Below are 20,711 nucleotides of genomic sequence, written 5' to 3'. Positions count from 1 at the left end.
GTGGCTCTCCTTTTTATTTTAATAACTGATGGCGGATGCGCAGTAATACCAGCGCGTAAAGCGTCATTAGCACCAGCAGGAATACCGCCATCGCCGAGGCATAGCCAAAATCGAGTTTGCGATAGGCGGTAGTGAAAATGAAACTCGAGAGAATTGACGTGGAATTCGCCGGGCCGCCGTCGGTCATCACCACAATCAGATCGGCGAAATTGGCGATCCAGATGGTGCGCAACATCACCGTGATGGCAATCATCGGTGCAAGGAACGGCAGCGTGACTTTACAAAATTGCTGCCAGCCGGACGCGCCGTCCATGGCTGCCGCTTCGTATAAATCTTTAGGGATCGACTGCAATGCTGCCAGCAGCGTGATCGCAAAAAACGGAATGCCGAACCAGACGTTGGCCACCACCGGCCCGTACAGCGCCAGTTGCGGATCGGACAGGATGTTGTACGGCTCAGAAATGATGTGCAGATCGGTCAGCCAGTACGGCAGCACGCCAATGACAGGATTGAGCAACCATGCCCAGGTCAGGCCGGAAAGAAACGCCGGAACCGCCCACGGCAGGAACACCAGCGCCTGTACCCAGCCGCGCCCGGCAAATTCACGGTTAAGCAACAACGCTAGCCCGAGACCCAGCACGAACTGCAAGACCAGCGACGTCAGCGTCCAGTTGAATGTGTGACGCAGCGCGGCGTAAAAATGTCGGTCGTCAAACATGGTGCGAAAATTGTCCAGCCCGACCCAGCCGGTATCGGACGGATTAAGCAGCTGAATATTCTGAAACGCATAAGAAATACCGATCGCCATCGGGACAAAGATAAACAGCGCGATCAGCACCAGCGTCGGGCTGAGGTACACCCAGGGTTCCAGCAGCGCCCGCAAACGGGGAAAGCGCGGCGCGGCAGCGGTGTCTGGTGGTGAAACTTCCAACATCATGACGCGTCTCCATTGATTGGGAATAGACACTCTGGCAGTATTTTGCCGGAGCCGGTGAGCCTTACTTCTGCGTAGCCAGCCACGCTTTCTGTTCTTTGGTCAGGTACTTCGCCCAGTCTTTCACCATGCTTTCGGTGTCATTCTGGCCGAGCAGCGTTTCCTGCGAACTGTCTTTGACGATAACCGAATTGAAATAGCCCCAGCCTTTAAGGTGCGTCGGCATCGTCAGCGGGATGTAATCCGGGCTGTTCAGCTCGGCAAACCATCCTGCAAACTGCGGCGCATGGTAATAAGCGTCCTGCTCCGCACCTTTGTAAATCGGCAGCGTGCCGACGAATTTCGACCACGTCAGGTTGTTTTCTTTGTTACTGAGGAAAGAAATCAGATCCCAGCTTTGATCCTGATTTTTGCTTTGTTTGAACATCGACCAGCCGGTGTAACCGATGGTCGGATAGGCTTTGCCGTTCGGCCCCAGCGGCATCGGCGCGACGGAGAAATCGTCCGGGTTCATGCTGTTTTTGATGGCGATTAATGCGTCCGGATCCTGATCGAGCATCGCACACTTACCGGAATAGAAGCTGGAGACGATTTCATTAAAGCCCCAGTTCACGCTATCTTTCGACGCATAGCCTTTCTGGTACATGTCCACCAGGAACTGGGCACCTTTGATGGCACCCGGTTGCGTCAGCGTGCTGTTACCTTCTTTGTCGAAGAACTCCGGCGAGCCGTTCATTGCCGCCATAAACATCATCCATGCATTGGTGCCACCGACGCCGCCGCGCATACAATAGCCGCTGATGCCGTTGCCGAGCGCGCTGATTTTCTTCGCATCGGCCATAAATTCATCCATGGTTTTCGGCGGCTCAGTCAGACCAGCCTGCTGGAAGAGTTTCTTGTTCCAGAACATCGCCCGCAGATAGAAACCGTAGGGGATCATGGTGGCGGTGCCGCCGGACGAACGCGCCATGGTCAGCGTTTTGTCGGTCAGATCCGGCGTACCGTTCCAGTTTTTCAGGCGCGGTTCGAGATCCGCCAGCATGCCGTTACTGGCGTACAACCCCTGCCAGGTGTCGGGCATTTCCACGACGTCCGGGTATTGTCCACTCTGGATCATGGTGCCGAGCTTTTCAAACGCCTGCCCCCACGGCAGCGATACCACCTCGATCTCGACGTCCGGGTGTTGCGCTTTGTAGACTGTTAACATTTTTTGCAGCATTTCCGTACGCGCAGGGCTGGTGATCACTTCCACTAACGTCAGTTTGGTGGCGGCAAAACTGGCGCAGGAAAACAGGCTGACGCTGAGGGCCAGCAGGCTGAGCACATGAGGTTTCGGGTGTCGCATAATCTTGATTCTCCACGGAGCAAAGGGTCGGATCACAGGAACATTCTTTGAGACAAATCTTTAGGAACAGGCACTTTCGATGGCGTTTTTCAGGTCGCGCCACAAATCCTCGATATCTTCCAGTCCGATGGAAATACGGATCACCCGCGGCGACACGCCGAAATCAATCGCCGAATTGAATTCACCCGCCTGATTCAGCACAGAGATCGCTGGCATCACCAGGCTTTCAAAACCGCCCCAGCTGACGCCCATGCGGAACAGCTTCAGCGCGTTGCAGAACGTCGGAATGTCGATGCAGTCGCTGAGTTCGAAAGAAAATAGGCCGCTATAGCCTGTCAGGATCGAGGTAGGCAGCGGATCTAAGCCGGGATGATTGACCTGCGTAATGCGCGAATAACCTTGGAGACGGCGCGCCAGCTCAAGGGCGCTTTCATGATGTTGGCGCATCCGCAACGGCAAGGTGCGCAGGCCGCGCAGCAGCAACCACGCTTCGTTGGCAGAAAGTTTGCCACCCAAAAACGGGCTGATATAACGGCTGATGGCAGTGATGCGTTCGCCACTGGAGATCACCAACCCGGCCACCACGTCGCTGTGCCCACTGATGTACTTCGAGGCGGAGTGGATCACCAGATCGATGCCCGCCGCCAGCGGTTTTTGGAAAATCGGCGACGCCCAGCTGTTGTCGATCATCGTCGTCACGCCGTGTTTTTTAGCCAGTTCCGCAATCGCCCGCAGATTCTGTTCGCCCATCACCCAACTGTTAGGGCTTTCTAGATAAAGCAGCTTCGCGCCCTGTATTGCTTCTTCTAAAACGGCCAACGAACTGCCATCGATGAATTGTGATTCAATCTGAAAACGGGTGCAGAATCCGCGCAAGAAGCGGTAGGTGTCAGGGTAAACGTGGTTTACGCATACCACTTTGTCGCCGGGACCGGCCACGCTGAGAATGGCGTTGCTGATCGCCGCCATGCCGCTGCCAAAGGCCAGACATGCTTCGCCACCTTCGAGCTGCGCGACTTTTTTCTGCAACTCCACCACCGTCGGGTTATCGACTCGGGAATACAATGCGTGGTCGCTTTCGCCGCGAAAACGGGCGATCATGCTGTCATAATCGGTGAAGCTGAATAATGAAGACTGGTAAATCGGCGGCGAAATCGCACCGCGATCGTGACGTGCGTCGTGAACTAAACGGGTACTTTCGGACAACTCATCGTGCTGGCTTTTATCATCTTGCTGCATTGATCACTTCCTTCATGTCACGTTCAGTTATGTTAAGAATGTCGTTACTCAGCCTGCGCGCGGCTTCGGGTTCACGGCGCGCGATAGCTTCAAATAAAGTACGGTGCAGCGGGAAAGAGTCACTGAATAGCGCCTGCTCCGGCGGTGATTCGAAAAAGGCGTGAAGCAGGTCGTAAATTCCGCCGACCATTTGCAGCAGCAGCGGGTTGTGTGCGGCGGTATAAATCGCGGCATGGAACTGCCAGTCTTCTGCCCCGGCGGAACCGACGCTGAGATGGACTTTCTCCATCACATCCAGCTTTTGTTCGATAAACAGCAAATCGCTTTCCGTCGCCCGCACCGCCGCCAGCGCCGAGGCTTCGCATTCGATGATCCGGCGCACTTCCAACGCGTGCAGCATGGTGGCGGAGTCATTTTTAAAGCGCAGCGACAGGAAGCTGTCGTTGGCGGTGACTTCCGATTGCAGAAACGTTCCGCTGCCCTTTTTACGTACAATAATGCCCAGCGCTTCCCAGCGTTTTAGCGCCTCGCGCACGGTGTTGCGGCTCACCGCCAATCCTTCGGCTAGCACACGCTCAGGCGGTAATTTCTCCCCTACGCAGGTGCCGGACTGCGCCACATAACGGGTCAGCGCATCGAGTACCAATATGTCACTCTGCTGTGGCGCTATCGGGTGAAGCAAATTGAAATCATTTTGCATGGTGCGTCTCAATGGATATTGGTCCAACAACTCAACCTATTTAGAACGAAGCAAAATACTTGCCAGTTTTCATATTTAAATCAACGTGTTGTTTTTATTGAAAATAAAATAAATTTCATACGTATTTAAAAAAATAAGGTCAGGCTGCTGTGCATAATAAGGGGCATATCACGTAGGAAATGTGCCATCAAGATCCCTGCCTGATGGCATTGAGAGGCACATCCCATTGACCTGAAAGGGCGCAAATGATAATTATTATCAAATAATTTCAATGCTGATGGACGCTTTTTATGATGCTCAATTCAGAACATCCTCTCGCTTCTTGCTGCATCGTGGGTGGCGGTCCTGCGGGTTTAATGCTCGGCTATTTACTGGCCCGAAAAGGCATTCAGGTGACAGTGCTGGAAAAGCACACTGACTTCCTGCGCGACTTTCGCGGTGACACTATTCATCCTTCGACATTGGAGATCATCTGGCGACTGGGTTTTCTCGAAGAATTTTTGCAGCTACCTCACCAAAAGGCCGAAAAGTTGTATGGTGAGATCGACGGCAAAGAGACCACGCTGGCGGATTTCAGTCACCTGCCGACGCAGTGCAAATTCATCGCGTTTATGCCGCAGTGGGATTTCCTCAACTTCATCGCCCGTAAAGCGGCGTTGCTGCCGAATTTTCATCTGATTCACCGTGCGCAGGTGCTGTCGTTGTCAGAAGAGCAAGGTCAGGTCACCGGCGTGATTGCCGAGGTGGAAGGTAAAACGCAGCATTTCATCGCTGATCTGGTGGTCGGGTGTGATGGTCGCAATTCGGTGGTGCGTGAGCAGGCTGGCATGGAAATTCGACGATTTGGCTCACCGCGCGACGTCCTGTGGCTGAAGATCAACAAGTGCCCCAACGATCCGCAGTGGGCAATGGGGCATCGTGGCCCAAAGAAAAATTTCATCATGATCGATCGTGGTGATTTCTGGCAGTGCGGTTATTCTATTGCGAAAGACAGTCTTGAACCGCTCAAAGCGCAGGGTTTAGCGCCCTTCCTTGATTTGCTGACCGAGGTTTCACCCTTTGAGCTTGAGCGTTTGCAAGAAGACATCACCGGTTGGGACGACGTACGTCTGCTGGTGATCCGCATTGACCGCCTGAAAGAGTGGGCGAAACCAGGTTTACTGTGTATCGGCGATGCTGCCCACGCCATGTCGCCGATTGGCGGCGTCGGCGTGAATCTGGCGATCCAGGACGCGGTGGCAACCGCCAATATTATTACGGCTCCGCTGCTTGGCGGTACGCTCAGCCTGCGGCATCTCAAACGGGTCCAACGCCGCCGACTTTTCCCGACCTGGGCCACCCAATCTTTGCAAATCATGATAAGTAAAGCCGGGCAAAAGAAACGCCGCAAACCCCCAGGTCGCATGGAGTTGTGGCTGAGGAATAGAAAGTTTATACCCTTTTTGTTTGGCCGTTTGATCGGCATTGGGTTTTATCGGGAAATGCCAAAAGGGTTGTAGCTTTTGGAAAAAGGTGTGGGAACTGTTTTCAAACTCAGCACGTTTAGGCTGCCACCCAACCCAATTTTCATCCACATGAACCGAAGTGGTATCATTCCCACATTATTGAATTAATCTGAGAATACCCCATGCCGCAATCTGATCCGTTACTGCAATTACGGGACGTCAGCTTTTCGCTCAATAACCGGACTTTATTAGAACCGGTGTCATTTAATCTCAATCCTGGCGAGTTCACTCTGCTGACCGGGCCTTCGGGCAGCGGCAAAAGCACGTTGCTGAAAATCATTGCGTCACTGCAAACGCCAACCGGAGGAACTCTGCATTTTAAAGGGGAGGATATTTCCGGGCTTAAACCTGAACCCTACCGCCAGCAGGTTTCGTATTGTTTCCAGACACCGACGCTGTTTGGCGAAACGGTGCAGGATAATCTGGCGCTGCCGTATGAAATTCGTGGCAAGAAAAAAGATGTCAGTGCAATGAAACAGTGGCTGACCCGAGTAAATTTGTCTGAAGATGTGTTGCAGAAAAAAATTCTGGAACTGTCCGGCGGGGAAAAACAGCGTGTCTCGTTATTGCGTAATTTACAATTTATGCCTGATGTCCTGTTGCTGGATGAGGTCACCAGCGCACTGGACGAAGATAATAAGCAGAATATCAATCAAGTCATTGCCGATTTAGTCCGTGACCACTCGCTTGCCGTGCTGTGGGTTAGCCATGATCGGAACGAAATTCGCCATGCTCAAAACGTTATTACCCTGAACCGCCACGCCGAAGAGAAAGCCACGCATGAACCAGCATAATATTACGAACGAATCCCTGGCGCTGGCCCTCACTTTGGTGGTTGTCGCCCTGCTGGTCAGTAAAAAAGAGAAGCTCGGCCTGGAGAAAGACATCGTTTGGAGCGTAGCCCGCGCTATCGTCCAGTTGGTGATTGTCGGCTATGTGTTGAAGTATATCTTTGACGTTAACAACGGCTGCCTGACGGTCCTGATGGTATTGTTCATCTGCGTTAATGCGGCGCTGAATGCCAAAAAACGCAGTCGTAATATCGATAACGGCTTTGTGATTTCGTTTATCGCGATCGCTACGGGAACCACGCTTACGCTGGCCGTTCTGTTGCTGAGCCGTTCAATTGAATTTTTACCGATGCAGGTGATCCCAATTTCAGGGATGATCGCCGGGAATGCTATGGTCGCGGTCGGTCTGTGTTATAGCAACCTGAACCAGCGTTTTATGGATAACCAACAAAAAATCCTCGAAATGCTCAGTTTAGGCGCATCGACTAAAATTGCGTCCGGGGCGCTTATTCGTGACAGTATTCGCTCGGCGATGATCCCAACCGTCGACGCCGCCAAAACCGTCGGGTTGGTCAGCCTGCCGGGCATGATGTCAGGATTAATTTTCGCCGGTATTGATCCTGTTAAGGCCATTAAGTACCAAATTATGGTGACATTTATGCTGCTAGCTACCGCCAGTTTATCGACAATTATAGCGGGCTATCTCTCCTATCGGCGTTTTTACAATGAGCGTGTGCAGTTACGAGTTATGAAATAGAATCCACGGATTCAACCACTTATTTGATCAAAATTTCAGGGATGAAAATGTCACCGTTACAAAAACTTGACCAATATTTAATTCTTGAGCGGACTGTTCGCCCTATCGGCGGGTCACGGCGTTTTCTGACTGAGTTTATCTTTTTTGGGGTCAAAGAGGCTCGCGCATGTCTCTTTGTCGGACTGTTTTTCCTGGCCGTTTTTCTCGTGCCGCGAAGCGGGTTGTTCCATGTTCCCCGCTACGATGTGCTGCTGCTGATCGCGCTGTTTATTCAAGTCTGGATGGTAACCAGCAAGCTGGAAACTCTGGATGAATTCAAAGCGATTATGCTGTTCCACGTAGTAGGTTTTACTCTTGAAGTCTTCAAAACATCATCAGGGATACGCTCATGGAGTTATCCCGATTTCGCCTACAGCAAACTGTTTGGCGTACCACTGTTTTCCGGGTTTATGTACGCGGCGGTGGGCAGTTACATGATCCAGTGTTGGCGCTTGTTCGATATGAAAGTGCGGAATTACCCGCCTTATAGTCTGGCTGCAATCGCTTCTCTTTTGATTTACCTAAACTTTTTTACTCATCACTATATCGGCGATTTTCGCTGGTATATCACCGCTTTGGTATTTGGTCTGTATGCCCGCAGCTATGTGGTGTTCATGCCTTATGACATCCCACGCCGTATGCCGCTGCTACTGGCTTTTGTATTGATTGGGTTCTTTATCTGGCTGGCAGAAAATATCAGTACCTTTTTTGCTCTTTGGTATTACCCGAATCAGGTGGTCACTTGGTCAGGTGTGCACTTGGGGAAATGGAGTTCATGGGCACTCCTGGTGATCATGACATTCACCATGATCACCTGTCTGAAGCACATCAAGAAACATGTCCATATTCCGGTGTGAATATGTTTTTTAGATTTCAGTTCCATGAGGAGCGCGAACGACGCGGGCAACCCCGAACATTTCAGCTTCAGGCTCGATTATTTGCGACAGCCTGTGGACCGCACGTCGCTGGTTACCATGCAGGCGCTGTTACAACCCTTGTTGGAAGCTATGCTGCACTGGAGTGTTAAGACTTATGGCCGATAATTTATGCACTATTACCCCGACGCTGGCTTCTCTTTAATCGTAACCCAACGCATAAAAGCCAGCATGAGCGCCGGTTCTGACGTTTGAGTTGACGCCTTTCCAATAAAGGCAAATTGTCACTCGCCTGACATAAATTCGTCATCCGTATCTCTTAAGCTCCTGCGTAACAATAAATCCCAAAGAGGATAGTTCCCCATGCCAACGCCAGCCCCTAACGTTGCGGGTGCACACAACTGCGCGCCTGTTTTGCCCGCTATCATTGTCCATCAGGTAAGCCAGTTTTTCGGGGCTAACCAAGTACTCAATCATGTCAATATTGAGGTGCCCAAAGGCACTATCGTCGCATTGCTCGGTCCTTCCGGATGTGGCAAAAGCACCCTGCTGAAATTGCTGGCGGGTCTTTTACATCCATCATCCGGGGAAATCTATTTTGGTGAGACATGCATGGCAGCTGACAAATTCAGCCTGCCTCCGGAAAAGCGATCGCTGGGCATGGCTTTTCAGGACTATGCGCTGTGGCCACACATGAGCGTCTACCAAAACATTGCTTTCCCTCTGCAAATGCGTGGCGTGCGTGGGGTTGTTCAGCGTGAAAAAGTGATGGCAACGCTTGAGCGGGTCGGCCTGGCAGATTTTGCATTGCGTCGCCCTGGTGAGTTGTCCGGCGGGCAACAACAGCGCGTGGCACTTGCGCGAGCAATCGTAGCTGAGCCGCAAATTCTTCTGTTTGATGAGCCGCTTTCCAACCTCGATCGTGATTTGCGTGAAAGCCTGTGTGAAGAGATGGCAACCCTGCTGCGCCAGCTTGGCACTACGGCGGTTTACGTCACCCACGATCCGAATGAAGCCCAAACGCTGGCGCACTGCATCGCTCGGATGGAACATGGCCGTATCGCACGTATAGATCAGATTGAATCTTCCCGTATTGCTCCCTTTGTTGCTTAACCTCTGATGGAAAATGACTGATGAATCGCACGCCAACTTCACTCAAAACAGGCTTAATCACGGCAATGACTCTTTCTTTCGCAATGGCCGCGGGCAGTGCAAATGCGCTGACCCTTTACACTGCCGGTCCCGGATCGTTGGCAAAAAAACTGGCAGCAGGTTATGAGAAACAGACCGGTGTCAAAGTAGACGTATTCCAGGCCACTACCGGTAAAGTGATGGCGCGACTGGATGCCGAACAGGCCAATCCACATGCTGACATTTTAATCTCTGCATCGTGGGACACTGCGGAAGATCTGCAAAAACGTGGCTGGCTGCTGGCTTATCAAAGCCCAAATGCCGCGCAGGTTCCTGATCAATTCAAAACCCCGTATTACGTTGCACAAGGCATTTCTGCGCTGGCGATCATCTGGAACACCAAAAGCGGCACGTCGGAACCAAATGACTGGGCAGATTTAGCCAAGCCAGAATTCAAAGACAAAGTCACCACGCCAGACCCTGCGCTGTCCGGGGCTTCTCTGGATTTGCTGATCGGCTTACAGAACGCCAAGCATGAACAGGCATGGAAACTGTTCGACGATCTAAAAGCCAACGGCATGGTGATTGCTGGCCCTAATGCACAGGCACTGACGCCGGTGCTGCAAGGTGCAAAAGCCGCGGTCTTCGGCGCAGTAGATTATGTCTCTTACAGCAGTGTGCAAGACGGCGAAGCGATCAAAGTCATCTTCCCAGAGACCGGGACGGTGATTGCGCCGCGGCCAATGATGATCCTTAAATCAAGCAAAGAACAGAAAGAAGCTAAAGCCTTTATCGATTACGCCTTGTCAGACGAAGGTCAAAAGCTGGTCGCTGATGCCTGGCTAATGCCTGCCCGTACTGACATCGATGCAAAACGTCCATTGTTTAAAACTCTGAAAATTTTACCAGAAAATGCACAACCCTCGGCTTCGCGCAAAGAGGTGCTGGACCGTTTCGCCAGCCTGTTTGGTCAACGCTGAGTCAATAATATTCAGGGCTGAATAGTCAGCCCTGACGTCATACATTTCCCGTAACAGCAGCTAACACCCTATGATGAGTAAGCATTTTTTTCTTCCTGCCCTCACCTGCGTCGCACTATTGCTCTTAGTTGCGCTGCCGGTGACATTTGTCATTTTGCAGGCGATTTTCCCGCATCTCGACAGCGGTCTGTTTAACGATGCCTTCAGTGCATTCAGGCGTTTATTCATGGATGCCCAGCTGCGTGAAATGGTGAGCACTACGCTGAAAGTGGGTATTGGCGTAGCAGTATGCAGCGGCATTATTGGTATTCCTCTCGGGGCACTGCGTGGGCTATTCGTACTGCCTGGCGCCGTACTGTGGGATTTACTTTTCCTAATTCCCTTCATGGTGCCACCCTATATTGGCGCACTTTCATGGATGCTGGCTTTGCAAACCAATGGTTATGTCGAACAACTGTCCTTGCTGCATCTGAATGATTTTTTGTTTTCCCTGCCCGGTATCGTGGCGGTGATGACGCTGAATGTGTTTCCGGTGGTGTATTTCGCGGTATCGCGCAGCATGGCCGCCAGCGGCAGTCGTCTGGCGGATGTGGCGCGGATCCATGGTGCAGGCCCGTGGCGGGCATTTGTGCGCGTAACTTTACCGCTGGCGCTGCCCTCGATGGCCTCAAGCCTGCTACTGGCGTTTACGCTGTCGATCGAAGAATACGGCGTGCCGGGCGCACTGGGCACCCGAAGCGGCGTCAATCTCCTGACCACGGGTATCGAGCAGCGTCTTGCTGACTGGCCGGTGGATATGCCTGGCGCATCAGTACTGTCGTTGGTTTTGGTCGCGCTGGCACTCTGCGCCTATTGTGTTCAACGTGCGGTGCTCGCTGGGCGTAATGTCGAAACCCTGACCGGCAAACCGACGGACGTCGTCGCTAAACCGCTGGGAGGCGGCAAATGGCCATCTATAATCTTGTTTACGTTAGTCGCGCTGGTCAGCGTCGCCCTGCCGTTGATGTCGATGACCCTCACCGCGTTTTCCGGCACGTTGTCTGGCGGGATCGCATGGCAAAACCTGACGCTACGGCATTATGTGGCACTGTTCGACGCTGATGGCGACGCGCTTTCGGCACTCGGCACTAGCCTCAGTCTGGCGCTGGGAACCGCACTTATTGCAGGCTCAGTCGGTTTGCTGGCATCGTGGCTGGTCGTCGTTCGGCGGGTGCGCGGTGCGGTTGCCATTGATGCGTTATCACTGCTGCCCGCTGCGCTGCCGGGCATTGTGGTCGGCGTTGGGCTGATTCTGGCGTGGAACCGCGGTTTTTGGCCGATCACGCCTTATAATACCTGGGCTATTTTACTGCTGGCCTATTGTTGTCTGCTGTTGCCCTATCCGGTGCGCTACGTCAGCGCCGCCATGAAGCAAATTGGCAGTAATCTCGACGCCGCAGCGCGAGTGCACGGTGCTAGTGCAGCTCAGGCACTGTGGCTAATTCTACTGCCGCTGGTTTTCCCCAGCCTGCTGGCCGCCATGATGATGGTATTTGCAGTCGCATCTCGGGAGTTGGTGACATCCCTGTTGCTGGCGCCCGCTGGTGTACAAACTGTCTCAGTGTTTGTATGGCGACAGTTCGAGCAAGGCTCCGTGGGGGATGGCATGGCGATGGCATCTATCGCGGTGTTGATCAGCTTATCGTTGATGTTGGCGGCGGTGCGGCTACAGACACGCCATTGGCGACCAGCCTGATAACCGCTTAACGTATTAAATTCAATTTCAAAACCTTAGGCTGCCAGCCGCAGGCTTGAGCTTGGCTTTTAAAAAATGCCCAACATACGTTTCTACTAAAAGTCGTTCCTACTTCAGCAGCACCTCATATTGCGGATTAAATTCATCGAAGATCGGCAGTGCCGCCGCACCCAACGCGGCGGTGTTACTGCCGGACATGCCCATCCGCAGGCGCATGCCATGTGGGTAACGGCTGCGCACCGAACTGTAGAGCGGTGACAGACGTTTGATCAACTTTTCGACCAGCAATTGCGGCATCATGCCGCCGATAATCACGCATTCGGCGTCGAACACACACTCCATAATATTAATGGCCTGACAGGCGGGTTCAATCGCAGTGTCCAGCCAACGGTCGAAGGTTTCCTCATCCACCTGCAGTAAATCTTCCGGCGTTGCGCTGGCAGGATCCAGCCCGCAGGCTTCATAGGCCGCCTGAAGTGAGAGATAGCGTTCGAGGCAGCCCTGGTTGCCGCAGTAACATTCGCGACCACCCGGTTGCACCACCATGTGACCGACCTCGCCCGCATTGTGTGCATGACCGGTATAAATTCGCCCGTCGGTGAAGATGCCTGCACCGAGTCCGGTGCCGATATAAAGATAAACAAACGAGGTAAGTTGCTTGGCGATACCATGAAAACGCTCGCCTATTGCCGCTACGGTGGCATCGTTTTCAAGCCGCACCGGCCAGCCGGTCGCCGTGCTCAGACGCGCTTCGACGTCGATATTATCCCAGCCGTGCAAGGTGGTAGGCCCTTCGGAAGAGATCCCTTCAACGCCAAACGGTCCTGGCATGACGATGCCGATGCCCAGCATTTTTCGCCAATCGATTTTTACCTGTTGGCGCATTTCTTGCAATATTTTCTCAATCATGGACAGCGTGGGTTCCGGCTGCGGTTTTTTTACCGCCACCAGATGACGAAAGCGCACGTTTCCGGTGAGATCAACCAGCACAATTAGCAGCGATTGATGATCAAGATGGATGCCTATCGAGTAGGCACTATTAGGATTGAGTGTCAGTGGCGTTGCTGGCTGTCCACGACCGCCCGCCCTGCGTGGCAGATGTGATGAGAGGATCCCCGCGGCTTCGAGTTCAGCGGCGATATTAGAAACGGTTTGCGGCGTCAACGATGTCAAACGGGCGATTTCGGCGCGGGTCAGTTCGCTGTGGAGGCGAATTGCTTCGATTACCACACGGCGGTTGTGAGCACGAGCGTGTTCGAGGTTAGTTCCAGACGTTGCCATAACTGCCTATGCACCAAGGGAAATCTTACAGGCAGTATGCTGGTAGATATTTGAGCAATCAAATTGATTTTATAATTACGATGGGTCGACTGAATGTGTTCAGAATGACGGCGCTATCACAGCAATGAATGTTATGGCTGTGTTAATAGTATTCGATAGAAGTTATTAAACACCGACACTCTTCTTGAAATACCACATGTAGCAAAGGCAGGGATGCTGCTCCACCCGGAGCCAACAGCGGGATTTTTTTAACGCCGATTAAAGCAATCAAATTGATTTAATTATCTTAACGACCGGAGATGAATACATGACTATGCGATTAACCCCTGCCGCCACCTTGTGCGCCCTTTCGGCGCTGGCTTTTAGCTACAGCACCAATGCGGCTGAGACGACTCTCAGTGCGCTGTTCATGACACAGGCGGCATACAGCGAAGCCGATATCCGCGCTATGACGGCGGATTTCACCAAGCAGCATCCTGATATCAAAGTGAATCTGGAGTTCGTTCCTTACGAAGCGCTGCACGACAAAATCGTTGCCGCACGCGGCGCCGGTGCCAACGGTTATGACATCGTGCTGTTCGATGCCATCTGGCCGGCAGAATTCAACAAGTACGGCTTATTGCAAGATGTCACCTCGCGCATCAGCGGTGATGAAAGTAAAAAAATCTTCGATGGTGCGATCTCCACCGTGACTTATAAAGACAAACGCTGGGGCATGCCGTGGATCCTCGACACCAAATATTTGTATTACAACAAAGCCATGCTGGCAAAAGCCGGGATCACTACCCCGCCGACTACCTGGGCTGAGGTCGAGAAACAGTCTGAGATCCTTAAAGCAAAAGGCATCGTTAAATTCCCGCTGGTCTGGAGCTGGTCACAGTCAGAAGCACTGCTGTGTGACTACACCACATTGGTTTCTGCGTTCAAAGGCAATTTCTATCAGGACGGCAAGCTAAACTTCACCAATTCCGGTGCGATGAAAGCCGTCGATTTCATGAAGGAGACGCTGGATAAAGGACTGACCAATCCGAACTCACGTGAATATCTGGAAGAGGACGTTCGTAAGTCATTCTCCAACGGTGACGCAGCCTTCGCGCTGAATTGGACGTATATGTACAACATGGCGAATGACCCAAAGCAGAGCAAAGTGGCTGGTCAGGTGGGTGTTATTCCTGCTCCGGGTTCGGTGGCAGGTCAGGCATCGGGCGTCAACGGCTCAATGGGTCTGGGTATCGCCAAGGCCAGTACCCATCCGGATCAGGCTTGGCAGTACATCACCTATATGACTTCGCAGCCGGTGCAGGACAAATACGCCAAGCTGAGCCTGCCAATCTGGAAGTCCTCTTATGATGACCCCGCGGTGCAAAAAGATCAGGAAGCGCTGATTGCGGCGGCGAAAATTTCGCTTAACGTGATGCTTTCACGTCCGATAACGCCGGATTACTCACGTTTATCGAATATTTTGCAACAAAATCTGCAAGGCGTACTGCAAGGTAAAGTCACCGCAAAAGACGGTATGGCCACGGCCACCGCCGCTGCCGATCGTTTACGTTGAGTTTCATTTGAAGACAAACACCACGCCCGGAGTATTTCGGTATGAAGGGCGAACCAACACCACGGAAAATGAACATGCTGACCTTGTTTCAACGTGAACGTAGACAAGCCTGGTTGCTCCTTGCGCCCATGTTGTTAATGATGTTTCTGCTGACGGCCTGGCCGCTGGCTCGCACACTATGGCTCAGTTTTACCGACGCAGGACTTATCGGTGACGGCACGGCGCCAAATTGGGTGGGCAGCGACAACTTTATTTATGCCCTGACGGACCCGGATTTTCGCGCGGCACTTTGGCGCACGCTGTACTTCACCATTGTTTCGGTGATTTTCGAGGGCATTATCGGCGTGCTGGTTGCACTGCTGCTCAATCAGCAGTTTTGGGGCCGCAGTGCGCTGCGCGTGCTGGTCATTTTGCCCTGGGCGCTGCCGACGATCGTCAATGCCACCATGTGGCGACTTAATTTCAACCCGGATTACGGCAGCATCAACGCCCTGCTGACCCAGCTTGGCGTGCTGGACAACTACCGCAGTTGGCTGGGAGATACATCATCGGCACTGAATGCGGTGATGTTTGCAGATATCTGGAAGAATTATCCGTTGATCACCCTGCTGACGCTGGCCGCATTACAGACCATTCCTGAAGACTTGTTTGAGGCCGCCCGGCTGGATGGCGCTTCACCCTGGCGACGCTTTTGCAAAATCACCTTTCCGGCGATTGCGGCTCCTCTGGCCGTGGCGCTGGTTTTGCGCACCATCGACGCCTTCAAAGTCTTCGACATTATTTATGTTATGACCCGTGGTGGCCCGCTCGACAGTACCAAAACGGTCAGTTTCTTTGTTTATCAGGAGTCTTTCAGCTATTTGCGGGCCGGCAGCGGTGCAGCTTATGCCATTCTAATGACCCTGATTTGCGCAGTATTAATCATGATTTATCTGCTGATGCTGCTGCGTCAGCGTCGTTCAGGGAGCGTTGAATGAAATCGAAGATTCGCCTGATTCTGCGTTACGTCTTCGCTTTGCTCTTGGCACTGTCGATTCTGGGACCACTGTTGTGGATGTTTTTGATGAGCGTCAGTTCGGCAGAGGACCTGACCCGGATTCCGCTGGAGTGGCTGCCGCGTCATTGGGACTTCAGCCGTTATACCCGTCTGTTGACCTTGCAGGCCGGTCAACCTGGCGTGCTGTTCCTTCATGCACTGGGTAATAGCCTGCTGGTTGCCTGCGGCGCGACGCTGATCTCGCTGCTGCTGGCGATCCCCGCAGCCTACAGCTTTTCCCGCTATCCCGGACGTAACGGCTGGCTGTTCGGCAGTCTGGCAATCTACATGGTGCCACCGGTGGCCTTCGTACTGCCGCTCTACTTTATTTTGCAAAAGCTGAGCCTGCTTAATACTCACCTTGGACTGGTGCTGGTCTATTGCTCGATGATTTTACCCTTCCTGACGTGGATGCTGAAAAACCAGTTTGATGCCCTGCCGGTCGATATCGAACAGGCCGCTCGTCTTGACGGGTTGCGTTACTGGCAAGTTTTGCTGCGCATTACGTTACCGCTGGCAAAACCGGCACTCGGTGCTTCAGCCATGTTCGGCTGGTTACTGGCATGGGATGAATTCTTCTACGCTCTGCTGTTTACCAACAATATCGATGCCCAGACCTTACCGGTGACGATTGCCGGATTTACCGCCGGGCGTGCTACCGATGATGGCCTGATCGCCGCCGTCGGTATTCTGGCGGCCATTCCGCCATTATTTATTGCCTTGTGGTTGCAGAAGACGCTGGTCAGTGGCTTAACCAGCGGCGGCAGCAAAGGCTAAGCGCCCTATCTATTAAAAGATCAAGAGGTTATGGAAAGATCAAAAAATGAATAAACCTGAAATACAGGCCACGCTTTACGTGGTGGGCAATCTGAACGTTGACTTGATCATGAGCACGCTACATCAGTGGCCGAAAAAAGGCACCGAAGCGATGCTCGACAGCAGCTCGTTGCGACCTGGTGGCTCAGCAGGTAACTGCGCGTTGGCGCTCGCAGCGCTGGGAACGCCGCACCGGTTGGTGGTTAATCAGGGCAACGACCAGTTCACAGGATGGCTGGCGAGCCTGTTCCCGGAAAGCGCGCCGAACTGGCCGACCGTGAATTGCGAAACCTCGCTGACCTTTGGCGTGACGCATCCCGATCACGAACGCACCTTTTTTAGCAATCAGGGGCACATCGTCCGGCTCAACCTTGACGATGTGCTGCTGCAACTGCCGACCCAGGCAAAGACGGGAGATTGGGTCCTGCTGTGCGGCACCTTTCTCTGTACCCGCCTGTTCCAGCAATATGCTCCTCTGCTGGAGACGCTGAAAAAGCGCGGCTATAAAGTGGCAGTAGACAGCGGCTGGCCACCGCAAGACTGGAGTGATGCACTGCGTCATCAGATTGAACCCTGGTTGGGTTATTGCGATGCGCTGCTGCTCAATGAGGTCGAAACCCTCGGCATGGCCAACGGACAAACGCTGGATGCAAGTGCAGCTTATTTATTGAAATACATGGCCCATAACGCTTTTGTGGTGGCGAAGTGTGGTCCTGATGGTGCGCGTTTGTGGTCAGCAGATCACCAACGGCACCAGACTGCTGACGTCGTCGCCGTGGTTGACACTATCGGTGCTGGTGACAGTTTCAATGCCGGTTTTCTTTCGGCGCTGATGTACGGTTTGGACCATCAACAGGCATTGCAATGGGGCGTGCGCGTAGCCGGTGCAGCGATCAGCAGTAGTCCCCGCCAGTATCCTGACTGGCAGGCATTGGTTTCACTTGGCGGAGAATCATTAAATGGCATTGGTTGAATTAGTAAAAGTCGTCAAAAATTATGGCAAACAGCAGGTGCTGAAACCGCTGGATCTAATCATTCATGACGGTAGCTTTACGGTTTTGGTTGGGCCGTCCGGCTGCGGAAAATCTACCCTGCTGCGTTTACTCGCCGGGCTGGAGTCACTGTCAGACGGCGACATTCTGCTCGATAAAGTGCAGATCAATAATTTGGACCCGGCGGACCGAGATATTGCGATGGTGTTCCAGTCCTACGCGCTCTACCCGCACCTGACGGTGGCCGAAAATATGGCTTTCCATATGCAGGTCAAAAAAGTGCCAAAAGCCGAGCAGCAGACAAAAGTACTGCAGGCTGCCAAAGTGCTGGGGATTGACCATTTGCTCAAGCGTTTGCCGAAAGATCTCTCCGGCGGCCAGCGACAGCGCGTGGCGATGGGCCGTGCGCTGGTGCGTAATCCGAAAGTGTTTCTCTTCGACGAACCTTTGTCGAATCTCGATGCGCAGTTACGCATGGAGCTACGTGCCGAAATTAAATCAGTACATCAGCAGTTTCGCACCACCACCGTGTATGTGACGCACGATCAGGTTGAAGCCATGACGCTGGCCGACAACATTGTCGTGATGAAAGACGGCTATATCGTGCAACAAGGTTCGCCGCTGTCGATTTATGACAAACCAGTCAATACTTTTGTTGCGCGGTTTATCGGTTCTCCACCGATGAACCTGCTGGAAGGCCGGTTTAATGAAGTGAACGGCACGCCGGGTGTGAGCTGCGGCGAGCTGTGGTTCCCGCTGCCGCCGAAATGGTGGACACAGGCCCGTCAGGCCGAAGGTCAGCCGGTGACACTGGGTCTGCGTCCGCACGATGTTAAAATCGTCGACAGCAGTCATCAACCTGCGGCCCAACTGCGTCTGCTGGAAGTGACCGGCGAAAGCAGCCTGTTGCACGTCACCTGGAGCAACTTCCCGTTGCACGTACAGTGCACGGGACGCGCCAGCGTCACGGTGGATCAACCCGTCTGGCTGGAAGCCAACAGCGCGAATATTCATCTGTTCAATGCACAAAGCGGTGTTCGGTTAGAGAGCGAGTAAGAATGGCAGCAATGTTCGACACCAGACGTTAATGAGTAATATAAGTTACAGTCATTGAAAAAAATAATCATTAGGCGTAATATTTTACTCATAGACTATTGAGGAGCTGCATATGCAAGATTTAACGTTACAGGCTTTCCTTAGTAATGAATGGGCTGACATTGCTCGTATTACGTTTCCCGAAAGTGAACAAAATGATTACCGCGTTACAGAATTGGACTATCAATCTGAGTATGCGATAGACAATCTGGATCTTGATGACAACCATGCTGTTTCACTCAATCATCCGGTGTCCCTTTTCTTTGAGGATGGCGGGCATCACGGCTGGATGAGATTTCTTGATGACATAATTCCTAGTGGGGCCAGCAGACGTTATTGGGAAAGATATCTGGATCTTGAAGGACTCACGCCCGATCAGAAGAATTTCGTGATACTGAAATATGGCACCATTTCTCCTGTCGGCAACCTAAGAATCAAAGAATCATTGCCTGAATTCAATCCACTGGCTGAGACACTTTTCTTCTCAGTCGATGATGTTAAAAACAGAGCAGGTGATTTCCTGGATTATGCTCAGCTCAGGGGTGCGGCAGCCGGGGGAGCAACAGGTGCGGGAGGAGAGGCACCAAAGCTGTTGCTTCGTTATGGTGGAGAGCAGCGCATATGGATCGATACTTACCAACATAACCCTGCTAACAGAGACATTCACTATCTTGTGAAATATCCACGTGGAACACGTAGTGAGGTCGACTGCAATATCTTGAGGGCTGAGTTTCATTACTATCAGGAACTGGCAGATATGGGCTTTGAAACCATCCCGACCCAACATATGCGTCTGGAGGAAGGTTTGCATTACCCTTCCCTATGGTTACCACGATTTGATGTCTCTTTCGAAAATGACACCCAGGTTAAGCGGTTTGGCCTCGAGTCTGTTTACTCAATCCTGAGAAAAGCGCCGGGTGTTACGCTATATCATGAAGAAACAATCAGGAGTCTGGTCGAAAAAATCAAACAAAGTAATATGGTTAAAACACAAAGTTTTCAATTTGATACAGCAGCTTTTGTAATCGAATGGGTACGTCGTGATTTGCTTAATATTATTTTTGGCAATAGTGATAATCATGGGCGGAACACATCCTTCCTGAAGGATGAAAACAGCATAAAACTGGCACCTATTTACGATTTTGCCCCCATGAAAGCAGACCCGGAAGGCATAACGAGAACAATGAAATGGGCTCAGCCTATAGAGATTGGCGGCGAATATGACTTCATCAAAATTTCCCAGGCACTTGCCGATCTTATACCCGCAGAAGCATTGTTGCAGGCGCTCAGGCAGACAGCTAAACAATTATTGGATCTGAAAGAAAGATTGGTAAAAAGGGGTGTTCCCGAACAAATCGTTACGATGCCTGCTATAGGTTTTAACTTTACTCAGGAAAAACTAAACCGGTGGGGTTTGCTATGAAAGATCAAGAAAATGTGACTATTCCGGTAAGCGAAACCATCAAAGAGATTCGCGAAAAACAAAATGCTATGCAACATCCCACTAGCTTAAAAGCCCTGGCTTCAGACAAATTGGGTTCTCCTGCCTTAGCGGACAAACCATCGCGTAAAAGAGTGTCAAAAACAGCCAAGCCAGCGAGCACGCAAGAAAGGCAGTCGGCAATGAATACCATTATCCGAAAACTGTTGCTTGGAGATATCACTCAGGGTAATGCCTTAAAAACACTAAGGTCAGATATTCTTGGGTTACAACAAAATGCCTTTGCAGATTTAGTGACAGTGTCACGCAAGACGCTGTCTGAAGTAGAAAACGACCGGGGCAATTACACTTCTGAGATAATCAATAAGCTCTTCAAACCCTTCGGGCTTAAAGTGGGGCTAGTCCCCACCTCCCGGCATCGTCTCGCCACAATATTCAAAGAAGGCAAGCCAGAATGAATGCCC

Annotated in this window: 19 protein-coding genes; 14 read left to right on the top strand and 5 right to left on the bottom strand. The window is 52.1% G+C overall.

Annotation, left to right across the window (positions count from 1 at the left end; genetic code table 11):
* Positions 1-13: 13 nt before the first annotated feature.
* The 4 genes from ACMV8I_RS05120 to ACMV8I_RS05105 all read right to left on the bottom strand — a co-directional run bounded on the left by ACMV8I_RS05120 (position 14) and on the right by ACMV8I_RS05105 (position 4,218).
* Positions 14-937 carry a carbohydrate ABC transporter permease gene (locus ACMV8I_RS05120; protein WP_498864102.1) on the bottom strand — a complete coding sequence of 308 codons (924 nt, stop codon included), beginning with the start codon at positions 935-937 and terminating at the stop codon, positions 14-16.
* A gap of 61 nt (positions 938-998) precedes the next feature.
* A complete protein-coding gene (locus ACMV8I_RS05115; RefSeq protein ID WP_498864101.1) occupies positions 999-2,279 on the bottom strand; it encodes an ABC transporter substrate-binding protein in 1,281 nt (426 codons plus the stop codon).
* A gap of 60 nt (positions 2,280-2,339) precedes the next feature.
* On the bottom strand, positions 2,340-3,518 hold the full coding sequence (locus ACMV8I_RS05110) for an aminotransferase class I/II-fold pyridoxal phosphate-dependent enzyme (protein WP_498864100.1): 1,179 nt from the start codon (positions 3,516-3,518) through the stop codon (positions 2,340-2,342).
* Positions 3,505-4,218, bottom strand: coding sequence for a FadR/GntR family transcriptional regulator (locus ACMV8I_RS05105; protein ID WP_498864099.1), 714 nt, complete (start codon positions 4,216-4,218; stop codon positions 3,505-3,507). Before ACMV8I_RS05105 ends, ACMV8I_RS05110 begins: the two co-directional genes overlap by 14 nt.
* A 290-nt stretch (positions 4,219-4,508) precedes the next feature.
* On the opposite strand from ACMV8I_RS05105, the gene ACMV8I_RS05100 reads away from it, so the two are divergent.
* From ACMV8I_RS05100 to ACMV8I_RS05070, 7 genes are all read left to right on the top strand, one after another.
* Positions 4,509-5,717 (top strand): FAD-dependent oxidoreductase, encoded by a 1,209-nt coding sequence (locus ACMV8I_RS05100; RefSeq protein ID WP_498864098.1) that lies wholly within the window; start codon positions 4,509-4,511, stop codon positions 5,715-5,717.
* Between the two features lie 128 nt (positions 5,718-5,845).
* Positions 5,846-6,517, top strand: a complete 672-nt coding sequence (gene fetA / locus ACMV8I_RS05095) for an iron efflux ABC transporter ATP-binding subunit FetA (protein WP_498864097.1) — start codon at positions 5,846-5,848, stop codon at positions 6,515-6,517.
* Positions 6,504-7,271: an iron efflux ABC transporter permease subunit FetB gene (fetB, locus tag ACMV8I_RS05090; protein WP_498864096.1), complete on the top strand. Its 768-nt coding sequence runs from the start codon at positions 6,504-6,506 to the stop codon at positions 7,269-7,271. Before fetA ends, fetB begins: the two co-directional genes overlap by 14 nt.
* A gap of 47 nt (positions 7,272-7,318) precedes the next feature.
* Positions 7,319-8,167 carry a DUF817 domain-containing protein gene (locus ACMV8I_RS05085; RefSeq protein WP_498864095.1) on the top strand — a complete coding sequence of 283 codons (849 nt, stop codon included), beginning with the start codon at positions 7,319-7,321 and terminating at the stop codon, positions 8,165-8,167.
* A gap of 381 nt (positions 8,168-8,548) precedes the next feature.
* Entirely contained in the window at positions 8,549-9,298 is a 750-nt protein-coding gene (locus ACMV8I_RS05080) for an ABC transporter ATP-binding protein (RefSeq protein ID WP_498864094.1), read from the top strand.
* 20 nt (positions 9,299-9,318) lie between these two features.
* Positions 9,319-10,296 carry an ABC transporter substrate-binding protein gene (locus ACMV8I_RS05075; protein ID WP_498864093.1) on the top strand — a complete coding sequence of 326 codons (978 nt, stop codon included), beginning with the start codon at positions 9,319-9,321 and terminating at the stop codon, positions 10,294-10,296.
* A gap of 73 nt (positions 10,297-10,369) precedes the next feature.
* Positions 10,370-12,031, top strand: coding sequence for an ABC transporter permease (locus tag ACMV8I_RS05070; protein ID WP_498864725.1), 1,662 nt, complete (start codon positions 10,370-10,372; stop codon positions 12,029-12,031).
* A 108-nt stretch (positions 12,032-12,139) separates the two neighbouring features.
* On the opposite strand, the gene ACMV8I_RS05065 is transcribed toward ACMV8I_RS05070, so the two are convergent.
* Positions 12,140-13,312, bottom strand: coding sequence for an ROK family transcriptional regulator (locus ACMV8I_RS05065; protein WP_498864092.1), 1,173 nt, complete (start codon positions 13,310-13,312; stop codon positions 12,140-12,142).
* Positions 13,313-13,619: 307 nt separating this feature from the next.
* Between ACMV8I_RS05065 and ACMV8I_RS05060 the strand changes: the two genes are divergently transcribed.
* The 7 genes from ACMV8I_RS05060 to ACMV8I_RS05030 all read left to right on the top strand — a co-directional run bounded on the left by ACMV8I_RS05060 (position 13,620) and on the right by ACMV8I_RS05030 (position 20,705).
* Complete coding sequence (locus ACMV8I_RS05060; protein WP_498864091.1) at positions 13,620-14,867, top strand: extracellular solute-binding protein; 1,248 nt, start codon at positions 13,620-13,622, stop codon at positions 14,865-14,867.
* Between the two features lie 74 nt (positions 14,868-14,941).
* Positions 14,942-15,844 (top strand): carbohydrate ABC transporter permease, encoded by a 903-nt coding sequence (locus ACMV8I_RS05055; RefSeq protein ID WP_498864090.1) that lies wholly within the window; start codon positions 14,942-14,944, stop codon positions 15,842-15,844.
* A complete protein-coding gene (locus ACMV8I_RS05050) occupies positions 15,841-16,680 on the top strand; it encodes a carbohydrate ABC transporter permease (protein WP_498864089.1) in 840 nt (279 codons plus the stop codon). The genes ACMV8I_RS05055 and ACMV8I_RS05050 overlap by 4 nt, the downstream gene beginning before the upstream one ends.
* A gap of 46 nt (positions 16,681-16,726) precedes the next feature.
* Positions 16,727-17,692: a carbohydrate kinase family protein gene (locus ACMV8I_RS05045; protein WP_498864088.1), complete on the top strand. Its 966-nt coding sequence runs from the start codon at positions 16,727-16,729 to the stop codon at positions 17,690-17,692.
* Complete coding sequence (locus tag ACMV8I_RS05040) at positions 17,679-18,767, top strand: ABC transporter ATP-binding protein (RefSeq protein ID WP_498864087.1); 1,089 nt, start codon at positions 17,679-17,681, stop codon at positions 18,765-18,767. Before ACMV8I_RS05045 ends, ACMV8I_RS05040 begins: the two co-directional genes overlap by 14 nt.
* Positions 18,768-18,879: 112 nt before the next feature.
* On the top strand, positions 18,880-20,229 hold the full coding sequence (locus ACMV8I_RS05035) for a type II toxin-antitoxin system HipA family toxin (RefSeq protein WP_498864086.1): 1,350 nt from the start codon (positions 18,880-18,882) through the stop codon (positions 20,227-20,229).
* Entirely contained in the window at positions 20,226-20,705 is a 480-nt protein-coding gene (locus tag ACMV8I_RS05030) for a helix-turn-helix transcriptional regulator (protein ID WP_498864085.1), read from the top strand. Before ACMV8I_RS05035 ends, ACMV8I_RS05030 begins: the two co-directional genes overlap by 4 nt.
* Positions 20,706-20,711: the final 6 nt, after the last annotated feature.

Source organism: Ewingella sp. S1.OA.A_B6, from assembly GCF_049889095.1.
GTDB lineage: Bacteria > Pseudomonadota > Gammaproteobacteria > Enterobacterales > Enterobacteriaceae > Ewingella.
The sequence above is the reverse complement of the archived record's forward strand: the minus strand, read 5'-3'. Positions and strand labels throughout refer to the sequence as shown.

Excerpts from the sequence above, each read along its gene's own strand:
- ACMV8I_RS05120 (WP_498864102.1), bottom strand. The coding sequence starts at position 937 with ATGATGTTGGAAGTTTCACCACCAGACACCGCTGCCGCGCCGCGCTTT.
- ACMV8I_RS05115 (WP_498864101.1), bottom strand. The coding sequence starts at position 2,279 with ATGCGACACCCGAAACCTCATGTGCTCAGCCTGCTGGCCCTCAGCGTC.
- ACMV8I_RS05110 (WP_498864100.1), bottom strand. The coding sequence starts at position 3,518 with ATGCAGCAAGATGATAAAAGCCAGCACGATGAGTTGTCCGAAAGTACC.
- ACMV8I_RS05105 (WP_498864099.1), bottom strand. The coding sequence starts at position 4,218 with ATGCAAAATGATTTCAATTTGCTTCACCCGATAGCGCCACAGCAGAGT.
- ACMV8I_RS05100 (WP_498864098.1), top strand. The coding sequence starts at position 4,509 with ATGATGCTCAATTCAGAACATCCTCTCGCTTCTTGCTGCATCGTGGGT.
- fetA (WP_498864097.1), top strand. The coding sequence starts at position 5,846 with ATGCCGCAATCTGATCCGTTACTGCAATTACGGGACGTCAGCTTTTCG.
- fetB (WP_498864096.1), top strand. The coding sequence starts at position 6,504 with ATGAACCAGCATAATATTACGAACGAATCCCTGGCGCTGGCCCTCACT.
- ACMV8I_RS05085 (WP_498864095.1), top strand. The coding sequence starts at position 7,319 with ATGTCACCGTTACAAAAACTTGACCAATATTTAATTCTTGAGCGGACT.
- ACMV8I_RS05080 (WP_498864094.1), top strand. The coding sequence starts at position 8,549 with ATGCCAACGCCAGCCCCTAACGTTGCGGGTGCACACAACTGCGCGCCT.
- ACMV8I_RS05075 (WP_498864093.1), top strand. The coding sequence starts at position 9,319 with ATGAATCGCACGCCAACTTCACTCAAAACAGGCTTAATCACGGCAATG.
- ACMV8I_RS05070 (WP_498864725.1), top strand. The coding sequence starts at position 10,370 with ATGAGTAAGCATTTTTTTCTTCCTGCCCTCACCTGCGTCGCACTATTG.
- ACMV8I_RS05065 (WP_498864092.1), bottom strand. The coding sequence starts at position 13,312 with ATGGCAACGTCTGGAACTAACCTCGAACACGCTCGTGCTCACAACCGC.
- ACMV8I_RS05060 (WP_498864091.1), top strand. The coding sequence starts at position 13,620 with ATGACTATGCGATTAACCCCTGCCGCCACCTTGTGCGCCCTTTCGGCG.
- ACMV8I_RS05055 (WP_498864090.1), top strand. The coding sequence starts at position 14,942 with ATGCTGACCTTGTTTCAACGTGAACGTAGACAAGCCTGGTTGCTCCTT.
- ACMV8I_RS05050 (WP_498864089.1), top strand. The coding sequence starts at position 15,841 with ATGAAATCGAAGATTCGCCTGATTCTGCGTTACGTCTTCGCTTTGCTC.
- ACMV8I_RS05045 (WP_498864088.1), top strand. The coding sequence starts at position 16,727 with ATGAATAAACCTGAAATACAGGCCACGCTTTACGTGGTGGGCAATCTG.
- ACMV8I_RS05040 (WP_498864087.1), top strand. The coding sequence starts at position 17,679 with ATGGCATTGGTTGAATTAGTAAAAGTCGTCAAAAATTATGGCAAACAG.
- ACMV8I_RS05035 (WP_498864086.1), top strand. The coding sequence starts at position 18,880 with ATGCAAGATTTAACGTTACAGGCTTTCCTTAGTAATGAATGGGCTGAC.
- ACMV8I_RS05030 (WP_498864085.1), top strand. The coding sequence starts at position 20,226 with ATGAAAGATCAAGAAAATGTGACTATTCCGGTAAGCGAAACCATCAAA.